This window comes from Mesorhizobium sp. M7A.F.Ca.CA.002.09.1.1 (assembly GCF_003998555.1).
Taxonomy (GTDB): Bacteria; Pseudomonadota; Alphaproteobacteria; order Rhizobiales; family Rhizobiaceae; genus Mesorhizobium; species Mesorhizobium ciceri.
In genome coordinates, this window is sequence record NZ_RZRR01000013.1 from 1 (window position 1) to 18,960 (window position 18,960).

Genomic DNA, 18,960 nt, shown 5'->3' on the forward strand with positions numbered 1-18,960 from the left:
GCCGACGATATCGCGTCGGGCAGGCTCGTCGCCCCGTTCGACAAGCGGATCAGGCTGCCGGAACCTTATTTTTTGGCTTGGGATCGGGCCATTCTTGAGAAGCCTTTTGGTCCTGAGCTGCGAGCCTGGATTGTTTCGATTTCCAAGCGACTGGGCGCAACCTTAGCCGGATAGCCGAACACCGATCTGGAGACACAAGTTTGCATCTGCCGAGTTCGCGCGCACCAGCGTCTTAAGAGATCCAGACATTGGTCGGCGGTGTGCGGTCCCACGGATTGCTTCAGTTTGCCCTAGATATCTCGACAAAAGTCCGCTTTTTTCGCCCTTCTTGCACCGCTAGCCGTCGGGCGGCTTTGCGACCCAAAACAGCAGCGTTCGCGCCCTCAAGTCAACAGGGGTTCACTCAACTTCCCTGCTGTACGAGATCCCGGCGAACTCGGAGCCCCTGCTTGAGCAAATTCCGACGTACACGAAGTCCTGGCCCCGCCCACAATCGTAACGCCGGCTTCCTCATCAGCGTCCTGTAACCGGCGACGGGTCTCCAACGTGCCCGTGTCGTCATTGCCTGTAACAATTAGATCAAAAGTTTTCTGGCCTGCGAGAGGCGGCCTGCTGTTTTGCTCGAATCACTTGCGATGGAAGGTGCGGCGTTTCGGTGGCAGCCCCAGCGCGCTTTGAAATGGGATAATCCCTCGCAGATCGCCTTTGCAACGGGGATACCAATCTCGGATCGCGAAAGATCGGCGAACCAGACCTGCGAACCACAAACTTCGCCGATTTCATTCAGCAGGTCGGTGACGTTGCTTTCGCCAGCGCTTTCCAGGCCGTCGGCAGGCTTGCCGATGGCGAAACGAAAGTTGCGCACGTCAGCGAAACGCTTCCAGCGGGTCATCCGACAATCGTCATCGCTCATCGTTTTATTACGGGGCCGTTCTGCCCTTTCGGCATGGGCCTGCATTGCAGCTTCGGATTGTATCAATTCCAAAAACGCGGACCGGGCGGCAGCAACCATATCGAAGCTGCACCCGAAACCCACCGCCATATGCTCGCCACTGTCTTCGCAGCTGATCGCCGCCGTCACAATGGCCGTGCGGAAGGACGAGATATCGAGAAGCCAGAGCCTGCGTCCCGTTTCTTGGCGATGCTGCTGGATGTGAGACGCCAAGCCTTGGTCATCAAGCCGCGCGATATCCAGCCGCTTTCTCAGGGAGCCTCGGTGCCACCATATCCCTGTGGCGTCTCGTTCGACGAGTTCAAGCAAGGCGCGGGTTCTTGCATCCGCCCGCGTTGTGCCAGCGGCGCAACCATTGGTGTCGACGTTCAAGCTGCAATCGCCATATGCGACGTCACCAAAGCGGCCATAGCAGAGAAACGCCGGACAAAGCGCGACCCTATCGTCATGGAAGCTGCGAACGGACGCCCATAGCTGGGGATTGTTCAGATGATCCGTTGAAGGGATACTGTCCCAGCCACGCCACATTCTGTTGAGCCGATCGCGATGTCGGATCTGTTCCAGCGAAAAGCCCAATACCTGAATCGCATCGATCCTCATTCCATCGCCTGGAGAGCCGATGCGTGCTGACGCCGTGACGTCTTCGGCTCTGCAGGCCCAGCTGGAAATCTCCGCGGCCTCTCCGAGGCAAGACAGCACGGCCGTGCCGGCATCAAAGCCTTTGCCACTTGCCGTGAATCGTTTCTCATTCCCTTCGAATGGAGCAATGTTGGACATAGCCAGGAATCCACCCGGAACATCGAACACTTCAACGCCAATGTCGTGCCGTGTCGCGAAGTGCAAAAGGGGCAGCCCATTCTCGGGCGCAGCGACAAGGGTCGCAGCCAGATTCTCCAAAACATCCAAATCATCTTCACTCGACTGGCGGTCCCAGGTCGGGTCGTCTTGGTTCACCGTCATCGGCCGGCCGTGATGCATCAGCAGAGCAAGCGTTGTCCAATGCGACCCGCGCAACAGCATGTTGGCTCTTTCAATATCTTGGCTTCTGCTGTTTACGTAGGGTAAGCGGTGGCGCCCGTTGGCGACCGAGACGATAGCCGGCGGAGTTGACAATTTCCACAGACGGTCTGGCGATTAGGCTAATCGGCGGTTTCGAGCTTCGCAAGGGCTCGGAGACGTTCTCGTTGGGCAAGCGGAAGGCCTGCGCGATTCTCGCCTATCTGTTACTGAGCGGCAGGTCACGCGAGACGCGCGGGCGACTGGCGGCATTGCTTTGGAGCGAGCAGGACGAGGAGCATGCGCGCGGATCACTGCGCCAGTGCATAAAGGATCTCCGACGCCTGGCAAGCGAGACCAGGCTTAATTACCTCGCGGTCGACAAGCTCGTCCTGGGAATCGATCCGACTGCAATCCGTTCCGACATCGATGAGCTTGAACGTGCGCTCGACGACCGCAATTATGACGGTGCGCTGCTCCTGCTGGCCAAAGCCAGGGATGGACTTTGCGCCGGGTTGGACGATTGCGATCCTGTCTTCGACAACTGGCTGAGAATGCAGTCGACGATGATAACCGACAGGCTGGTGACACGGCTCGCAGCCTGGCTGGCGGCCGAGACAGACCCGAGACAGCGCAAATCCATCGCTGCGTGCATCCTGCAACTTGATCCGTTTTTCGACGATGCCGTGGTGGAGACCATTCGGAGGGTCTGTGAGGAAAGCGGTTATGCCCGCGCCCTAGCGTTCTTCGACCGCTACGCGGCCGAACTCAAAGCGGACATGGATCTGCGACCACCGGCAGAAATCCTCCACCTTCTAGAGGCGCTCAAGCCGGGCAACGACGGTGAAAAGCGGGCGGCTGACCCCGACCTTGCGCAAAGCGATCACGACAGCCGCATCCCAGGGAAGCCGACAATCGCCATCATCATTGCCAGGCGCGAAGCAGAGAACGAGCACCTGCAATTTGCCTTGGCGACAGAGCTTCTGGCTTCGATTTCCCGATTTAGGCATTGGACAGCCGTGTCAACGGAGTTGCAAGCCGGTGAATTCTCACTGGATCAGATGCATCAGGCGGCAGGCGAACACGTGGATATCGGCGTCCTCATCCGTCTGATCGACACGGATGGACCAGCAGTGTTCCAAATTACCTGCTATGATTTCCTGCAAGAAGGAGAAGCCTTCGTTCTCACCGTTCCGTCGGATCCGTCTTCCTGGCGCTCGGCCTTCAATGAAGTTTGCGCACGCTTTTCCGCGCGCCTGCAGATTGCCTTGTCCAGTGCCAGGCTGCATCGCATATCGCAAGCTTCCCCGAACCATTTCTCGGCCTATGATTGCTGGCTGGACGGACAGCGGCTTTCGATCATGTGGCGAAAGGACACCGAAGAAGCTGCCATCGCCCGCTACGAGGAAGCCATCCGGCTTGATCCCGATCTGTCCTGCGCTTATTCCAGCCTCGCTGCGGTGCTCAACTCGCGTTGGATCGTCGTTCCGGGTGCATCGTCGATCGAGCAGGATCTAAAGCGCGCATTCGAACTGGCCAAGCGTTCGGTCCTGCTCGACCCATTCGACCACCGCAACCAGGTAAATCTGGCCTGGAGCCACCTTCTGGCGCGACGCTGGGAGCTGGCCGATTTTCACTTCAGCCTTGCACATGAGCAAAATGCCGGGAACCCCGCGACGTTGATCGCCTACGCGCTGGCCAGCTCCTTCATGGGTGATCATCAACGGGCATCGGAGCTTTCGAAGCGCAGTTTCGACCTCAATCCCATGCCCGACGCTCACTATCATGGCTACCAGGCGACCATTGCCTTTCTCGCCAATGATCTGGAGGGGTGCGTGGCCGCTGCGGTCAAGAGCGATCAACTGTTCGCCGACATCCACGGCTGGTCGGCGGCGGCACTTGCGTTGCTGAAACGCAACCGCGAGGCCGGGGATGAGTTCAGACGTTTTCTACGCAACCTAACGGCGGCGTGGCAAGGGCCGGGTAGGCTTGACCGCGCTGTCGCCGTGGAGTGGTTCAAGACCGCTTTTCCGATCCGGTTACCAGTCGATCAGGAGAAGCTGGCCCGTGGCATCGAATTGGCAGCCCAGTCGGGCTGACACGGCCGAACCGTTGCTCGCAATTGCGCCGGGTTTCACTTGCAGCGTGACATCACGTAGTCGCCGAGGCGCTTATGATATGCGCTCAAACGGTTTTTCTTTATTTGATCGGGCGGGCCGGCGTTCGGGTCGAGATTGTAGTGATCGGGAAATGTATAGTCCTCACCGGGTCCATCCGCCGGCGCAATGGTGGCGATCGTTTGCTCGACGTCGCCGGTGAAGGGAAAGGCGATGTTCACGATCAGGTCTTGGTCGAAGTATGGTTGGATGGTGATCTCCTCCCAGGTTTTGTCCCTGGGCGTCATGAACCCACGCAGCAGGTCCTTCATCGCCTCCTGATCTCCACTTCTGAAGATCGCTTGCTTGGCCGGATCCTTGATCAGGTCTCGGATGAATTCGCCAAGCGCCTCGAACTGCACATCTTTGAACTTCACCATGTCCACTTTCCCCGCTAAACCAGATTGAGCACTGTAGCGCTGCCGTTATCAGCGCTATTGAAAACCCTGACTGCCGAGCAGGCCGCCAAGCACTTCATCCGATACCTTCGCAGTATCATTGAGATCGAGCAGTCCTGCCAGCGTTTTTGGCTCTACGTCCGGAATGAGCCTGCGAGAGGTGATATCCGTATCGGCAGCCTTGAACAGTGCGGATGCGATCGTGGCGGCCACCACATAGGAGCCAACTGGGCCAAGATGGCTGCCGTCATTACCAAGAACGGACGCCTCCTGGATGATATAGTAGGAGAGAGGTGTTTGCCTCAGGAACTCCGGGTACCGTTGCAAAGCGGCCCGAAGTCGGCCGGCGTTGTAGACGTAACGTTTGGCGCAGGCGGCCGTGGGAAGCATGTCATTGCCCGTCAGGACCGGCACATCGATACTGTTGTCGCCCAGGGCGGTCTTCACCGCACCGGCCACGTCCTGCCCGGATGGCAAACCAAGGTCGTAACAGCGCCAGCAATCCATGAAGGCAACCGGCCGGACTGTGCCGTTCAATTCCGCACTCAGGCCGGCAATCGTCAGTTCTTTCGACAGGAATGGTCCTATGCGCCGGGCACTTTGAGCTTTCGACGGGGGGTCGGCTGAGGCAAACCGGTTCCAGTCGACAATCCAGTTCTCGGGTATTGGAATCTCCCCACCCGGGCGCAGGCTGGAAAAGGACAGCATTTTGCGCAGATTGGCTGGTTCTTCGACCGACCTGTCGTTCACGACATAGAACTGCCGGACCATGGCGTGGGCAAAGCGCGACGCACCGAAGGTGAATTCCAAAGGCAGCGCATTGAAAGTCTCAAGTGCCGAGACTCCGGCGCCAAGAAAATCGTCACTGGCGAAAAAATGGTCCCATATTTCCGGAGCCAGAACTTTTCTCAGATAGTCGTTGATGATCACAGTGCGGTAAACCGAGGTCAGATAGATCCTGGCACGCTTGTAAGCTTCTGCTGGGTCGGTGCCGATGCCAAGCAGCAGATCCACGATCCTGTTGTGGATGCCCATGAGTGTGCAGAGCAGTTGCGACAGGACAAGATTGTCGTCGTTTCGCGGATCCGCCACCAAGGGCCGATAAGGCGATCGCCGACCCTCGACACTGATAAACTTGCCCGAGAAGTCGATGCGCGGCAAATCACGGCCTTGCATGGTCTTACCGTCGACCGGAAGCATACTGCCTTTCATGCAAGGCAAGCCGATCGGAAAGCGGCAAGCCGACAGGTCCGCCCCATCCGCAACATCGTAGAGATGGGCGTCGACGATTGGCCCCCGCCCATAGAGCCCCGAAAGGTCAAGGCCTTGCGAGGACGCGTTCTTCAAATGATGGGTTTTGCCTGTCGGCTTGGGCAATCCGAATATTTGGCTGAAGACGATGTCATGGAACACGAATTGACCGAAATAGGTAAAGCCGGCTGGTGTAGGGCTGAGATCACTGCCTTCAAGTCCATCGGTCGGGCCGACCATTTCCGCCGTGATGTCCAGCAAGCCCGCCTTGGTGCGGTCGATGGCGCTCTCGTCTTCGGTTGCGTCAAACAAGGCGATCGGCATGTCCGCCAGGGACGGGAAGAGCCTGATGCCTCTCAAGGTCGGCTTGTCGTTGAGGCCGTCGTCTGAATTCTGGTTTGACCGGTTCGGTATGTTGGCGGCTTCGAAGGAGGACGTTTCGCCGTGGAGCATCGAAGTAGACCTCGTTTTCCAGAAGGATGAATGCGGCCAGGCGAGTAGCTTGGCATGAATCCGGGAGTAGAAACAGACTTGCCCGTCGGTGGTCTGAATGGCGCGGCCCCAGAGCAGAGCGACATTGCCGAGGCGATCATGACACTGACGGATCGAGCTTCGGGCCCGCCGAGACGGCGGTGAACAGCACACAGGACAGAATGACGCCCGCACCCAGAAGCCCGTCGGGCGAAAGCCGTTCACCAAGCAGAGCGGCAGCGGAAATGGCGGCGAACACACCCTCTCCGCTGCAAATCACCGCCGCATGGGACGAAGTGGTGTAGCGCTGTGCAGAAGTCTGCAGGCAAAAGCCGACAGCGGTCGAGAACACACCAAGCGTGATGAGTTCTGGCCATGCTGCCATAATTGCCTGAAATGTCATTGTGCCCTGCAGGGCGAAAGGTAGCGTGGCAACGGCCGTGCCGATGAACTGTGCGGCCGCCGTCGCGAAGGGATGGCCATGTGCCTGCACATGCCGCCCGAGTTCGACCGTCCATACTGCAAAACAGATTGCAGTCAGGACGGCGAAAGCGTCGCCGGCGGTTGCCGAACCATTGAAGCCGCCCGCCAGGAGAGCCGATCCCACGACCGTCAGAATTGCGACGAATAGGATCAGTGCACTTGGACGCTCCCTCATGATCAGCCATGCGGCGATCGGCGTGATAACAGTGGAAGCGCTGATAAGGAGGCTCGAGTTCGTCACCGTCGTGCTGACATAGGACAATTGCTGGACCACACAGCCGAGAGCAAAAAGCAGAACCACTCTCGCCACACTTGGAAACCAGCCGGTGTTGGTTTCGGGGTCGCGCTCCCGCACCGCGAATGGCAACGTCACCAGTCCGGCGATCACGCTGGTCAGGAAAACAACCGCCATGGGATCGAGGTGGGCCAGTATGGTCTTGTGGGACACATTGCCCACTCCCCAAATGAGCGCAGCAAGCATTAGCAAGGAATTTGCCTTGAATCTGGACATGATTGATCGCATCACCACAGCGGGCAATGGCTCCAACGGTTTGTGATCGGGTTTGAAAGCGATGATCGGGGCCGACGGACCCCGTCATCGTCGAGGTGGCTGGTGTTGCGCGGAAGAACGCGTCTTTTGGTTCGCGATCTATCCGGGGCCAGCACTCGATATATGTGATCTGCGCAAGACGGGGATGGTGGGCAGCAGGACGGGCGTTGGCGGTTCGTTCTGCTCGAAACTGACGCTGCGCTGAAGAAGCGGAAGGATGGCCTCCGGGGTTGCCGAAACCATTTGCGTGCATCGAGTTGACGAGTTCATGAAGCCAGCCTCGGACATGCTCTCGAAGACGCCGAGAAGTGGTGACCAGAAGCCTTTGAAATTCGCCAGGACCAGCGGCTTGCAGTGCCTTTCCAGCTTGCGAAGCGTCATGACCTCGGTCAGTTCCTCAACGGTTCCGATGCCGCCAGGCAAGGCTACAAATGCATCCGCGTAGTCAAACATGAGCTGTTTGCGGATACTCATGTCGGGAACTGAAATCGTCTGGCATCCCGATAATAGCATTCTCATCCGCTCGATCAGGAACTGCGGGGTGATCGCGATCACGGTTCCACCCCCTTCTGCTGCGGCAATAGCCACCTGGCCCATCAGGCCATCACAGCCACCGCCATAGACCAGGCGAATACCTGCTGCGGCTATCGTCTCGCCAAGGATGGTGGCGCAACGGGCGTGGTCGGGATCGTTGCCAAGCATGGCGCCGCCGAAAACGCAGATCGTGCCGATGCGTCGCTGCAAGGGATAGGAGCGGCCGATCTGTTCTGCGGAATTGTCGGATGATGATCCAAACATGGTGTCTCTCCAAATGAGGTTGGAATAGCGAAGCTTGATCAGCCGGCGGAATGATCGCGGGCTGCGCGAGGTTGGCTCGATCGGAACAGAAGCAGGTCAGCCCAGGACCAGAGCAGGTAACAAACGAGAAGGCTGGCGGGCGTAGACCAATGCTGTGGCTGTTCGACTTCGAATTTGAACAGCGATGCACAGAGTTCTGTCCCGGCGGCGATGAGGGCCGGCAGCCGGCTGAGAAGGACCATGACGCGAAACGGGTCGGGGCCGTATTCCGACAAGTTGAGGATCCGGACACCGGGTCGGTGGCAAGCACTGCCGAATTTTCCAACGGAATGAAGCAGGCCCGATGTCAACGCCAGCAACGGATGGCCAAGTTCAAACAGGGCCAGGCCAAGGCAACCGGCACCAACGCCGGACAGGAAATCACCCAGGCGGTTGAGATTTTCCCTAGGCTTGAGACGTCCGTTCCAGGCGCGATGGTAGATCTCGCCGCTGGCGAAGAAGATCGCCGTCGCCGAGGTCATTGCGATCGCAGCGAAATTGCCCGTCAAATAATGGCTGATGGCGGCCGGCGCGCCTGTCCAGAGGAGTTGGTTCAGATCGCCGGATACGAGAATCTGCGCCGTAATCCCCTGACAAAGACCAATGAGGTTGCCGACATTGTAGGCTCCCCCAGGGCCAGACATCCGTGCCGTTAACGCGCTGCGCCAAGCAAGGAGGCGCGGAGACCGAACCGTGAAGGATGAGGCTGTTTCGCGAGCTGAAATTTCGACTGGGGCTACACGCAGCGGCTTATTGATGTTGAGCGTCATGTCGGGTTCCTCCCTTATGACGCATGCTTTGCAGTGCTCCGCGTGATCTCAACGTGAATTGCGCTGGAATGGGTCCGTCCAGGCTAACAGGCAGATCGCATTGGCGGTTCCTGCAAGGTGACGGTTGATCTACTTCTCTCAATTGCCTCGGCCAGCCTTATCCCGCGGCGAGCTTCTGTGTCGGCGGGGCCTTGCAGCCCTGGCCGACGACATTGTCTAAGCGGATCGCCTGCCGAGCCTCCATTGACAGCCATCCGGATGCACGGGCCGCGAAGACCGGAAATCATCTCTCGACGATCATGCGAAGACACCGGGGAACGATGATCGTTATTTCACGCTGAATTACGCTGAGTTGCCCAACATCACAGCCGCAACGCCAGACTGACATCCGCAAAAGGCTGAGCGGTCGAACCTGAACCTCAACTGAATCCAAGGATGGAATTCGATCATGCTACGCAGCTTGACGAAAACATTCACCGCCATCTCGACAATCGCCGTTCTCATGGCACCTCTGATGACTCCCAATGCGGCCTACGCGAACAGCACCACCGTTCCGCGCAAATGCATAAACGGCGTGGCAAGGTGCGCATCTCGCTATCCAGCAAGCTTTCGAGACCACCCATTTCAATTCAGCGGGACAGTGCAACGCACCTTACTCCCGAGGTTGGCGCAACGCTCTCCGGGTCGGCATCCATCTCAAGCTCCTTCGAACGCCCGGCTTGTCTGAGGGTCTTCACAAAATGTTACGTAAGGGAACGTTCGCGCCTGACTCTTCTTAGGCAATCGAGGCGGTTGTCGCCTCGTGCATTGTGAAGGAGAAGAAGAATGCCCAATCAAGGTGGTAGCCACGAACAGCATGTGAAGGCAGGCCAGCAGAGCCACAAGAATGCCGACAATAAAAACCGTCAGCAACAGCAGGCCGCTGGTGGTGGTCAACGGCAGCAGGGCGATGGATCCGGCATGCGTGGTGGAACCCACGAACAGCACGTGAAAGCTGGCGAACAAAGTCACAAAAACCGCTGATCGCGGGTGATTTCAGCAGACCCACCCCGAAGTATCGGGGTGGGTCTGATTGCATCTGAAAGAGGTGCTATCGACGACGCTGCGGTTAGGGTCGCGAAAGTCGCCCCGGCGACTTTGCCGGGGCGACTTCAGTCAGGACGCCCAGTCAGGCAGCTTGCTCCAGGGCGCGCTCATTGACACCGCCTTCGCCCAGCCCGGAAAGCGCTTCGTCCGTCGCGACCTCCTCTTTCAATGTCTCGTTGAGGAGCTTGACCACGTCGCTCTTGCCAAGCTGTTCAGCCCACGCGACCAACGTGCCGTAGCGCGCGATTTCATAATGTTCGACGGCCTGTGCCGCGCCGACCAGCCCAGCATCCAGGGCTGGGTCGCCCTTGTATTCGTCGAGAATTTCCGACCCTTCCTCAAGAATGCCGTCGATCGCCGGACAGGTTTTGCCGCGCGCCGGTTTGTCCATAAGTTCGAACACTTGCTCGAGCCGATCAACCTGGCCTTCGGTTTCCATGCGATGTTTTTCGAAGGCCGCAGCCACCTCCTCGGATTCGGCGCCCTTTGCCATCTTCGGCAAGGCCTTGAGTATCTTCTTTTCAGCGTAGTAGATGTCCTTCAGCCCATCGAGGAACAAAGCCTCCAGTCCCTTGGTCGTCGCTCTTTTTGCAGTCGCCATGATTTGTCTCCCTTGGATTGTCGTGAAAGCTCACCGGCGGTGTAGCCATGGACTAACTTTCCATGGAAGCAGTTGTTCCCTGGGGGCGACGTGGAAGGGCAGCGCGTCGAACACCGCTTTTATCGAGGGCCGATCGACATCAAAAGGCGATGGACGATGACGGTGTGAGAGCCGCCGGCAGGGGGGACGGAAAGCACCGGGGTTCGTCGCGCTGTATGGAGTAGATGGTGAAAAGAGATACTTCCGATGGGTTCATATACGAAATCATATTTACATATAAAACAAATCATGATGATCTTGCTGTCGTGCAACGGCGGCTAAGGTGGTCGGTTCCGGCGTCCGTCGCCGAGCCTGAATGCCAGCAGATGATCGTGCACAATGAAATCAAAGATGATGTCGCGGTCGAGTGAGCCGTGCATTGGTCGGATGTAGGGAGTGCGGCATGCCCTTTGATGTCATCGTTGTCGGAGCCGGCGCAGCCGGGGCTGTCCTTGCCGCCCGGCTCACCGAAGATGCGGCCACGAACGTGCTTTTGCTGGAAGCGGGGCCGGACTACCGGAGCGGCGAGCAACCTGCCGAGATGGCGAGTCCAAATCCCTTCAACCTGCTGCTTCCCGATCATTTTCAGCAACAATATATGTACCCCGACCTGATGGCTCGCCGCACCAAGCGGCAGGAGCATCGGGTCTACTGGCGCGGCAAGGGGCTTGGCGGTTCGACGGCCGTCAATGGGCAGATTGCCATTCGCGGCGTGCTCCATGCCTTCGACCGCTGGGAGGAAATCGGATGCAAGGGCTGGTCGGGAGCCGACGTGCTGCCCTTCTTCCGCCGGCTGGAGGATGACCCGATCGCGGCTAATTTTCACGGCAGCGATGGCCCGATTCCGATCTACCGCGCGCCTGTCGAAAGCTGGGGAAGCGTCGACAAGGCCATGCGCCAAAGCGCGATGGCCCTCGGCCATCCCTGGCATGACGATCTCAATGCTCCGGATGCCGAAGGGGCTTGCACCTATCCCATCAACAGTCGAGCCGGCAAGCGCGTGTCGGTCAATGACGGCTATCTGGAAGCTGCCCGCGACCGGCCGAACCTCACCATCATCGGGCAGGCGACGGTGGACAAGGTGCTTTTCGATGGCAAGAAAGCGATCGGCGTTTTGGCCATCGTGGCCGGTCAGGTTCGCAAATTCGAGGCGCCGCTGGTCATCGTCTCGGCCGGCGCCATCCACTCTCCAGTCATCCTGCAGCGCTCGGGCATCGGTCCGGCGGCTCTCTTGAATCGAAAGGACATCGAGGTGCTTGCCGACCTGCCGGTCGGCGAAGGTTTCTTCGACCATCCTTATTGCCGCATCGAACTGAAGCTGAAGCCGGAATTCAAGGCGACCGATGTCGACGCGCGGCATACCAACTGCTGTGTGCGGACGAGTTCCGGCGTGCCGGGTGCCGAGCGCGACGACATTCTTTACGTCGCCATGAACCATGGCGGTATCGGCGTGGAATCCGACAGCGCCCAGTTCGGCGAGGCCATGGTCAATCTGATCCTGATGGAAGCCAAGAGCCGGGGCACCGTGCAGTTGCGTTCCGCCAATCCCTTCGACCAGCCGATCGTGGAAGAGAACATGCTGGACGATCCGATGGATCTTCAGCGCATGCGTATCGCCTATCGCCACCTTGGCGAGATTGCCCGGCAAGCGCCGATCCAGGCGATCGCCGAGCGCGTCCTGCTGGGGGATTCCGATCTGCCTTTGTCATGGCTCGAAATGGCAAGCGACGAGGAGGTCGACAATTTCCTGCTGGCGCAGTCTTCCGATGCGCAGCATGGGATCGGCGGCTGTTGCATGGGTAGGCCCGGTGAGGCCGTGGTCGATCCGGAATGCCGGGTCTACGGTTTTGAAGGGCTGCGGGTTATCGATGCGTCGATCATGCCGCTCGATTGCCAGGCAAACACCAATCTGACCTCGATCATGATTGGCGAGAAAATGGCCGACAGCCTGCGCCGGTCCATCTGACAGCTCGCTGCCGAACGGCATACGGTCGCACGGGAGGCCCGCGCAAAAGGCGCGGGCCTTGAATGTCAGCGAGTGACGTCCACGGTAATCGTCTTCAGGTCGCACATTTCCATCAGCGTGTGCCGACCCCCGGTGCGGCCGAGGCCGCTCTGCGTCCCGGCGGCGCCGCCGGCAGGAATATGCGGCTCCCAATAGCAGCTCATCTCGTTGACGTTGACGATACCGACCCTCAGGCTTTCAGCAAAGGCAAAGGCGTTCTTGATGGTGCTGGTGAAGACCGCGGCCGACAGGCCGTAGGGGCTGGACGCCGCAAGTTCCATCGCCTCCTCGTCGGTCTCGAAGGTCAGCACGGGTGCAATCGGCCCGAAGGATTCCTCGACGTTGAGCAGGCTTTCCCGGGTCAGTCCTGTGACGATCGACGGCTCGAAATAGAGATTGGTGGCAAAACCCGACGCCACATTGCCGCCGGTGACGATCTCGGCGCCACGAGCGCGGGCGTCCGCAATGTGGCTGAGCACCTTGTCGACGGCGACCGCATTGTTGATCGGCCCCATCGTCGTCGCGGGATCGAAAGGGTCGCCCATTTTCACCTTCGCGGCCGCTTTCACCAGACCTTCGATAAACCGGTCATGGATGGATTTATGCACCAGCACGCGTTCGGTGGCCGTGCAGATCTGCCCGGCATTGGCAAAGCAGCCGGCCCCCACCTGGGCGGCGGCCATGTCGATATCGGCATCGGCTAGCACGATGGTCGGGCCGTTGCCGCCCATTTCGAGCAGAAGCGGCTTGCCCGCGCCACGCCGGGCGATCGTCGCGCCGGTGGCGGAACTGCCGGTGAAGCCGATGGCATGGGTGCCCGGATGAACGACGGCCTCGTCGCCCACCTCCGCACCATCTCCCAGAACGAGATTGATGGCGCCGTCCGGCAAGCCCGCCTCGATGAAGCATTCGACAAGTGCCGTGGCAATCAGCGATGTCGTCGGCGCCGGCACCCAGACAACGGTGTTGCCCGTTGCGACGGCCGGTCCGAGATAGTAGAGGCAGGGCAGGGCGAGCGGGAAATTCCATGGCGTGATGATGGCAAAGATGCCCTTCGGCTGCAGGAAGCTGAAGGCGCGCTTGTTGGCATCGGCCAGGGGAAACGCCGCCGTCTCCAGCCACTTCATCTGCTCTGCCGCATTGCGGAAACCGAGAGCTGCCGCCGATGCTTCGGCCTTTGCCTCGCTGTGGAAGGGCTTACCCTGTTCCAGGCAGAGCAGGTGGGCAAGCTCTTCGGCGCGCCTGTCGATCGCGTCGGCGATGCGTATGCACAATTGAGCGCGTGCGAAGGTTCCCATCTTGCGCATGGTCCCGCGTGCGCCTTCGGCGGCTTTCACCGCGCGACCGACATCGGCGCGGGTGGAAAGGGAGAGATAGCCGAGATGCTCGCCCGTCGAAGGACTATCGATTTTCAGGAATTTGCCCGAGCTGCCGGCAATCCACTCGCCGCCGATGCGGTTGATGCCGATGCGGGCGGCTGCTTCCGGCTCCGAGACGATCGCCATGCCACGCAGGTTGGGGCCTTCGAGAGAAGATTTGAAATGGACTGTCATCATGCGTTCCTTTGGCCGAATTCGGATTGGATGTTCAAAATGGCGGCGCGGCTGCGTTCCACGGCTGCGATGAAAAGTCTGCTGCCGGCCTCCGCGCTTGCCTGCGATGGCGTGCCGATGACGCCGTTGTCGCGGATGGCTTCGAAACGGCGCCAGACGGTGACGGCCGGCGCGGCGTAAAGGTGAGGATCCGGCCAGGATGGCGGAGTGCCGCCTGGCGGGATGAGATCGCGGCGAACGCTGTCGCCAAGCACATGCATCATCAACGACGTTTCAAGCGCGCAAGCGTGACCGGTGCCTGTGGCGGCATCGGGCAGGGCCTGCGCCGCCACGTCGGCGATGAGATCGAAATACGAGAAACCCGCGGTGACGATGCCACGCTTGCCAAGGGTGGTGATCGCCACCTGGATGGCGGCGCGGTTTCCGCCATGGCCGTTCAGCATGACCGGCAGGAAGCCGTCTTCGGCAAGGCAGGTGCAGAGATCGACGAGAACGGCGATGAAGATCTGCGGGCTGAGGCTCATGGTGCCGGAGAAAGAGCGATGATGCTCGGACGAGCCATAGGCGAAAGGTTCGGCGACACGGATGGAGGCCTGTCCTTCCGCCGCGGCGAGCGCAACCGCTTCCGCAAGCCAGCAATCGACGCCGAGCGGCAGATGCGGGCCATGTTGCTCGACAGCGCCGAGCGGTAGAATGACGACGGGTTTATGCACGCCGGCTGTCGCGTGTCTTTCCGTATCCGGGGAGGTCATCAGCGCAAAGCTGGATCCAGGCGGGATCGGCAAGGCCGGAGCTGGCTCGTTCATCGTGCTGCCTCGACAAGCCGGGCCTTGGCGTAGGTCATGCCGGAATCGGCCAGGAGAGCGACCATGATGATTGCTCCCTTGTAGAGTTCGAGGCTGGACGGGTCCGTGCCGAACACCCGAAGCGCTGTCGTCAGCAGGCTGACGATCAGCGCGCCGACGACCGCGCCCCACACCGTTCCCCTGCCGCCGAAAATACTGGTGCCGCCAAGTACGGCCGCGGCGATCGCGTCCAGAAGCAGCGAGGTCCCGCCGATGTTGGGCGTCACGACCGGCACCCGGCTGATCATGATCACGGCTGTCAGGAAGACGAAGATACTGGAGGCGCAATAGACGAGGATCGTGTGTTTCGTCACCGGGATGCCGGCAAGTTCCGCGGCTCCGGCATCCGATCCGAGCGCATAGGTACGCAGCCCGAAACGGCTGTGCCGCATCAGGATTGCTGCTACGGCGACGATCAGCAGCGTTGCGAAAATGACATTGGGAATGCCGAAGCTGCGTTCGATGCCGACCGCGCGAAGCGTCGGATCCTTCAGCATCAGGACGCCTTTGGAGGCAACGGCAAGCGTTGCGCCCTGCAGCGCGACCATTGTGGCCAATGTCGTCACGAAGGGCGGTATCTTCAACAGTGCGATAACGGCGCCGTTCGCGAGGCCGATCACCACCATCACGGCAAAGCCGACGAGCAAGGCAAGCGGCAGGCTGGCGCCGCCGTCGATCAGGCTGGCGATGAAGACGGCACAGAAGGCGACGCCGACGCCGGCGGACAGGTCGATGCCTGCCGTCAGCAGAACGATCAGGGCGCCAAGCGCCAGTATGGCGATCGGGGTCGCCTGGGCGACGATGTTGATGAGGCTGGCGGTTGAAACGATGCGGGCGTCGATGAGCGCGAAGATCGCCAGCAGGATGACCAGCAGGATCAACGGCGAGAGGTCGAGAAAGCGCCTGCACCAAATGTTCTGTTGGCGGGTCATGAGGGTTCTCTCATCGGATGTGCCAATCTTCGACCGGTTCGCGCAGGCCTGATTTGACGCTGCGCAGGATTGCATCATTGACGGCGACGGCGCGCAGGGCGTCGTCGAGCGGCATCACGAAAGGGGTTTCGTCGCGAACCGCGGAAATGAAATGGTGGACCTCCTCGAAGAGATCCCCGGTGATGCGGCCATTGACGGTCGGCCAGTGCAAGGCGTCGGGCTGCGACCACTGTCCATGCGATAGGATACGTAGACCGTGGTCGCGCACGTCGAGGTCGATCATGCCTTCGGTGCCGATGATTTCGGTGCGCGCCCAGATGCCGGTCGGAACGGTCGGTGGCAGCGTCCAGCCGAAGTAGAGCTGTCCGCTCATTCCGTTCGACAGCTCGACGGTGGAGAAGATCGCGTCTTCGGAGCGAACTCCGAGCGAAGGCATGAGCTTGGCGACCGATCGGGAGTAGACGGCGATGATGTCTGAACCTGAGATCCATTGCAGCGCATCCACGTCGTGCACGCCGAGGTAGAAGCAGACGCTCGAGTTTCCGTTCATGCGAAGACCGACTTCGCGATTGGTGAAACGGCCGCTGCTGCCGTGGATCGGCTCGCCGATCCGCCCGGATTTCACCGCTGCCGCGGCTTCGCAATAGCGCGGGTCGAACCGCAGGATGTGGCCGACCAACAGACGCGCGCCGTTTCTCTCCGCCGCTTTCGCAATCGCCTTGGCAGCGGAAAGATCATGAGCCATCGGTTTTTCGAGCAGCACCGGCTTGCCGGCATCGAGCAGAGTGCGGCAGACGTCTTCATGCAGCGTATCGGGTGCCGCCACTATGTAGGCGTCGGCGGCATTGGCAGTCAGCGCGGCGGCGGCATCGGTGAAATGCCGGACGCCGAAATCGGACGCGGCCTTGCTTCCCGAGGCAGCGTTCGGATCAACGAATGCCGATAGTTCCGCGACAGGGCTCTCGGCAACCACCTGCGCATGCAGGAGACCCATGTAGCCGGCACCGACGATGGCGATCTTCAATTTGCTCAAAGGGTCCTCCTTACAGGCATGGTGCAAGGTTGGATGCTGGCCGGGGTGCGCAGGCTGGTGGTGTGATCGTGCGATCACCGAAGGCCAGCGTCATCACATCTTCTTCCGTCGCCCCACGCGCCAGCGTGCCGACAGAGTGGCCTTCGCGCATGACGACGATGCGGTCGGCAACGCCGAGGACCTCGGGCAACTCGCTCGACACCATGAGGATCGCCGCGCCCTCGGCCTTCAATCTTGCGATCAGGTGATGGAGTTCGGACTTTGCGCCGACGTCGACGCCGCGTGTCGGCTCGTCGAGCAGGATGATCTTCGGCTTGGTGGCAAGCCATTTGCCGATGACGACCTTCTGCTGATTGCCGCCCGAGAGTTCGATGGCCATCTTGTCGGGCTGGGCCGGCCGCACGCCGAGTGAGCCGATGAGATCGCGCGCGAGAGCCAGGATGTGGCGAGGTCTCAGCAGGCCGAAGTGACTGTTGTCGCGAATCCAGGCGAGGGACAGGTTATCCCTGATCGACATCGTGCCGACAAAGCCTTCCAGATGCCGGTCTTCCGGTATGTAGACGATGCCGGCGCGATTGGCGGTCTTGGTGTCGCCGCTGGTCTGCTGCCCGCCGAAAATTCTGAGGGTGCCGCCATGCATGGGATCGAGGCCGGCAATCAGCCTGAGCACTTCGGAGCGGCCGCTGCCCATCAGGCCGGCGAGCGCGACGATTTCGCCCCTGCACACGCTGAGCGTCGCAGACTTCAAGAGCTTGCCATCGGAGATGTTGCTGATCTCGATCGCGGTCTCGCCGACTTGCGCTTTGAGATAGGGGAAGATGTCGCCGACATCGCGCCCGACCATCATGGAGACGATCTCGGCCTCGCTGGTCTGGCTGGTCTGGCGCTCGCCGATGAAGCGCCCGTCACGCAGAACGACGACGCGGTCGCACTGGCTGAAGATCTCTTCCATCTTGTGCGAGATGTAGAGGATGCCGGCGCCGCGAGCTCTCAGCCTGTCGATCAGGTCATAGAGCTGGTCGCGCTCGCGGTTGGAGAGCGCGCTGGTCGGCTCGTCCATGATGAAGAACCAGGCATCGGACAGAACGGCACGGGCGATTTCCACCATCTGCCGGTGCCCGACGGAAAGCGTTCGCAGTTCCGCGCCAATGTCGATATCGAGCGACAGCTCGTCCATGATGGCTTTCGCATCGCGCCGCATCCGGGCCCGGTCGAGAAATCCCAGGCGGGTGTGCGGTTCGCGGCCGATGAAGAGATTCTCCGCCACGGTCAGGTCCGGCGAAAGGCTGAAATGCTGATGGATGACGCTGATGCCCTTGGCGGCGCTGGGGGAGTGGAACTGGACGGCGTTGCCGTCGATGACGATCTCACCCTCGTCCGGGCGATGTAGACCGGAAATGCACTTCACCAGCGTCGATTTCCCGGCCCCGTTCTCGCCGGCAAGTCCCACCACCTCGCCGGCCGAGACGGCAAAGCTGACACCGTCGAGTGCCTTGACGCCCGGAAAAGACTTGCCAAGCCCGCGCAAGGCGATGCTGTGTTTGCCGACCGATGTTGCGGCGGTGTTGCGGGGCGACGGGGTGGACTTGCGGCCACCGGTCTTGAACAAGGCGGCGACACTCTCCGGCTGGCTGGTGAGAACGGCCACCAGAATGAGGCTCGCGGTGACGAAATAGATCAGGATCTGCGGCACCTGCAGGAACGACAGGCCGGTGTTGATGACGCCCAGCAGCAGCGCCCCGATCGCCGTTCCCCAGATCGAGCCCTGGCCGCCGGAGAGTTTCGTGCCGCCGATGATCGCGGCTGTGATGGCTGTAAATTCAAGGCCGGTGCCGGCAAGCGGCTGTGCCGAACCAAGGCGGCCGATGGTGAGGATCGCGCCGAGCCCGGCTGTCGCACCGGCAATCAGGTAGACGGAGATGCGCACGAGGTCGACGGGAACCAGAGAGGCCCGCGCCGCCCCCGCATTGCCGCCGATCGCATAGATCCAACGCCCGTATAC

Annotated in this window: 15 protein-coding genes; 3 read left to right on the forward strand and 12 right to left on the reverse strand. The window is 60.4% G+C overall.

Annotated features, from left to right (window positions below; genetic code table 11):
• Window positions 1-574 precede the first annotated feature (574 nt).
• Window positions 575-1,972, reverse strand: coding sequence for a YcaO-like family protein (locus EN994_RS01375; protein WP_063168715.1), 1,398 nt, complete (start codon window positions 1,970-1,972; stop codon window positions 575-577).
• Between the two features lie 164 nt (window positions 1,973-2,136).
• Between EN994_RS01375 and EN994_RS01380 the strand changes: the two genes are divergently transcribed.
• Entirely contained in the window at window positions 2,137-4,047 is a 1,911-nt protein-coding gene (locus tag EN994_RS01380; protein WP_063168714.1) for a hypothetical protein, read from the forward strand.
• Window positions 4,048-4,082: 35 nt separating this feature from the next.
• On the opposite strand, the gene EN994_RS01385 is transcribed toward EN994_RS01380, so the two are convergent.
• The 5 genes from EN994_RS01385 to EN994_RS01405 form a co-directional block, all read right to left on the reverse strand.
• Window positions 4,083-4,484, reverse strand: a complete 402-nt coding sequence (locus EN994_RS01385; protein ID WP_013530422.1) for a hypothetical protein — start codon at window positions 4,482-4,484, stop codon at window positions 4,083-4,085.
• A 54-nt stretch (window positions 4,485-4,538) separates the two neighbouring features.
• Window positions 4,539-6,206, reverse strand: coding sequence for a peroxidase family protein (locus EN994_RS01390; RefSeq protein ID WP_063168713.1), 1,668 nt, complete (start codon window positions 6,204-6,206; stop codon window positions 4,539-4,541).
• Between the two features lie 136 nt (window positions 6,207-6,342).
• Complete coding sequence (locus EN994_RS01395) at window positions 6,343-7,218, reverse strand: DMT family transporter (RefSeq protein ID WP_244514330.1); 876 nt, start codon at window positions 7,216-7,218, stop codon at window positions 6,343-6,345.
• Window positions 7,219-7,356: 138 nt separating this feature from the next.
• Window positions 7,357-8,055 (reverse strand): TIGR00730 family Rossman fold protein, encoded by a 699-nt coding sequence (locus EN994_RS01400; RefSeq protein WP_013530425.1) that lies wholly within the window; start codon window positions 8,053-8,055, stop codon window positions 7,357-7,359.
• A gap of 38 nt (window positions 8,056-8,093) precedes the next feature.
• Entirely contained in the window at window positions 8,094-8,864 is a 771-nt protein-coding gene (locus EN994_RS01405) for a hypothetical protein (protein ID WP_013530426.1), read from the reverse strand.
• Between the two features lie 825 nt (window positions 8,865-9,689).
• Between EN994_RS01405 and EN994_RS01410 the strand changes: the two genes are divergently transcribed.
• The gene (locus tag EN994_RS01410; RefSeq protein WP_013530427.1) at window positions 9,690-9,887 is read left to right on the forward strand and encodes a hypothetical protein; all 198 of its coding nucleotides are present in this window, start codon (window positions 9,690-9,692) and stop codon (window positions 9,885-9,887) included.
• 145 nt (window positions 9,888-10,032) lie between these two features.
• Here the strand turns inward: EN994_RS01410 and EN994_RS01415 are convergent, their stop codons facing one another.
• Window positions 10,033-10,551 (reverse strand): ferritin-like domain-containing protein, encoded by a 519-nt coding sequence (locus EN994_RS01415; protein ID WP_013530428.1) that lies wholly within the window; start codon window positions 10,549-10,551, stop codon window positions 10,033-10,035.
• 442 nt (window positions 10,552-10,993) lie between these two features.
• On the opposite strand from EN994_RS01415, the gene EN994_RS01420 reads away from it, so the two are divergent.
• Entirely contained in the window at window positions 10,994-12,556 is a 1,563-nt protein-coding gene (locus tag EN994_RS01420) for a GMC family oxidoreductase N-terminal domain-containing protein (RefSeq protein ID WP_063168709.1), read from the forward strand.
• Between the two features lie 65 nt (window positions 12,557-12,621).
• On the opposite strand, the gene EN994_RS01425 is transcribed toward EN994_RS01420, so the two are convergent.
• The 5 genes from EN994_RS01425 to EN994_RS01445 form a co-directional block, all read right to left on the reverse strand.
• Window positions 12,622-14,151 (reverse strand): aldehyde dehydrogenase family protein, encoded by a 1,530-nt coding sequence (locus EN994_RS01425; protein WP_245465976.1) that lies wholly within the window; start codon window positions 14,149-14,151, stop codon window positions 12,622-12,624.
• A complete protein-coding gene (locus EN994_RS01430; protein ID WP_013530431.1) occupies window positions 14,148-14,954 on the reverse strand; it encodes a creatininase family protein in 807 nt (268 codons plus the stop codon). The genes EN994_RS01425 and EN994_RS01430 overlap by 4 nt, the downstream gene beginning before the upstream one ends.
• Window positions 14,951-15,925 (reverse strand): ABC transporter permease, encoded by a 975-nt coding sequence (locus EN994_RS01435; RefSeq protein ID WP_024503985.1) that lies wholly within the window; start codon window positions 15,923-15,925, stop codon window positions 14,951-14,953. Before EN994_RS01435 ends, EN994_RS01430 begins: the two co-directional genes overlap by 4 nt.
• A 10-nt stretch (window positions 15,926-15,935) precedes the next feature.
• Window positions 15,936-16,958 carry a Gfo/Idh/MocA family oxidoreductase gene (locus EN994_RS01440; RefSeq protein WP_013530433.1) on the reverse strand — a complete coding sequence of 341 codons (1,023 nt, stop codon included), beginning with the start codon at window positions 16,956-16,958 and terminating at the stop codon, window positions 15,936-15,938.
• A gap of 10 nt (window positions 16,959-16,968) precedes the next feature.
• The coding region (locus tag EN994_RS01445) for an ATP-binding cassette domain-containing protein (protein ID WP_127307373.1) at window positions 16,969-18,960 on the reverse strand (1,992 nt) is incomplete at its 5' end.

Excerpts from the sequence above, each read along its gene's own strand:
- EN994_RS01385 (WP_013530422.1), bottom strand. The coding sequence starts at position 4,484 with ATGGTGAAGTTCAAAGATGTGCAGTTCGAGGCGCTTGGCGAATTCATC.
- EN994_RS01425 (WP_245465976.1), bottom strand. The coding sequence starts at position 14,151 with ATGATGACAGTCCATTTCAAATCTTCTCTCGAAGGCCCCAACCTGCGT.
- EN994_RS01400 (WP_013530425.1), bottom strand. The coding sequence starts at position 8,055 with ATGTTTGGATCATCATCCGACAATTCCGCAGAACAGATCGGCCGCTCC.
- EN994_RS01390 (WP_063168713.1), bottom strand. The coding sequence starts at position 6,206 with ATGCTCCACGGCGAAACGTCCTCCTTCGAAGCCGCCAACATACCGAAC.
- EN994_RS01435 (WP_024503985.1), bottom strand. The coding sequence starts at position 15,925 with ATGACCCGCCAACAGAACATTTGGTGCAGGCGCTTTCTCGACCTCTCG.
- EN994_RS01415 (WP_013530428.1), bottom strand. The coding sequence starts at position 10,551 with ATGGCGACTGCAAAAAGAGCGACGACCAAGGGACTGGAGGCTTTGTTC.
- EN994_RS01420 (WP_063168709.1), top strand. The coding sequence starts at position 10,994 with ATGCCCTTTGATGTCATCGTTGTCGGAGCCGGCGCAGCCGGGGCTGTC.
- EN994_RS01405 (WP_013530426.1), bottom strand. The coding sequence starts at position 8,864 with ATGACGCTCAACATCAATAAGCCGCTGCGTGTAGCCCCAGTCGAAATT.
- EN994_RS01395 (WP_244514330.1), bottom strand. The coding sequence starts at position 7,218 with ATGTCCAGATTCAAGGCAAATTCCTTGCTAATGCTTGCTGCGCTCATT.
- EN994_RS01375 (WP_063168715.1), bottom strand. The coding sequence starts at position 1,972 with ATGCTGTTGCGCGGGTCGCATTGGACAACGCTTGCTCTGCTGATGCAT.
- EN994_RS01430 (WP_013530431.1), bottom strand. The coding sequence starts at position 14,954 with ATGAACGAGCCAGCTCCGGCCTTGCCGATCCCGCCTGGATCCAGCTTT.
- EN994_RS01410 (WP_013530427.1), top strand. The coding sequence starts at position 9,690 with ATGCCCAATCAAGGTGGTAGCCACGAACAGCATGTGAAGGCAGGCCAG.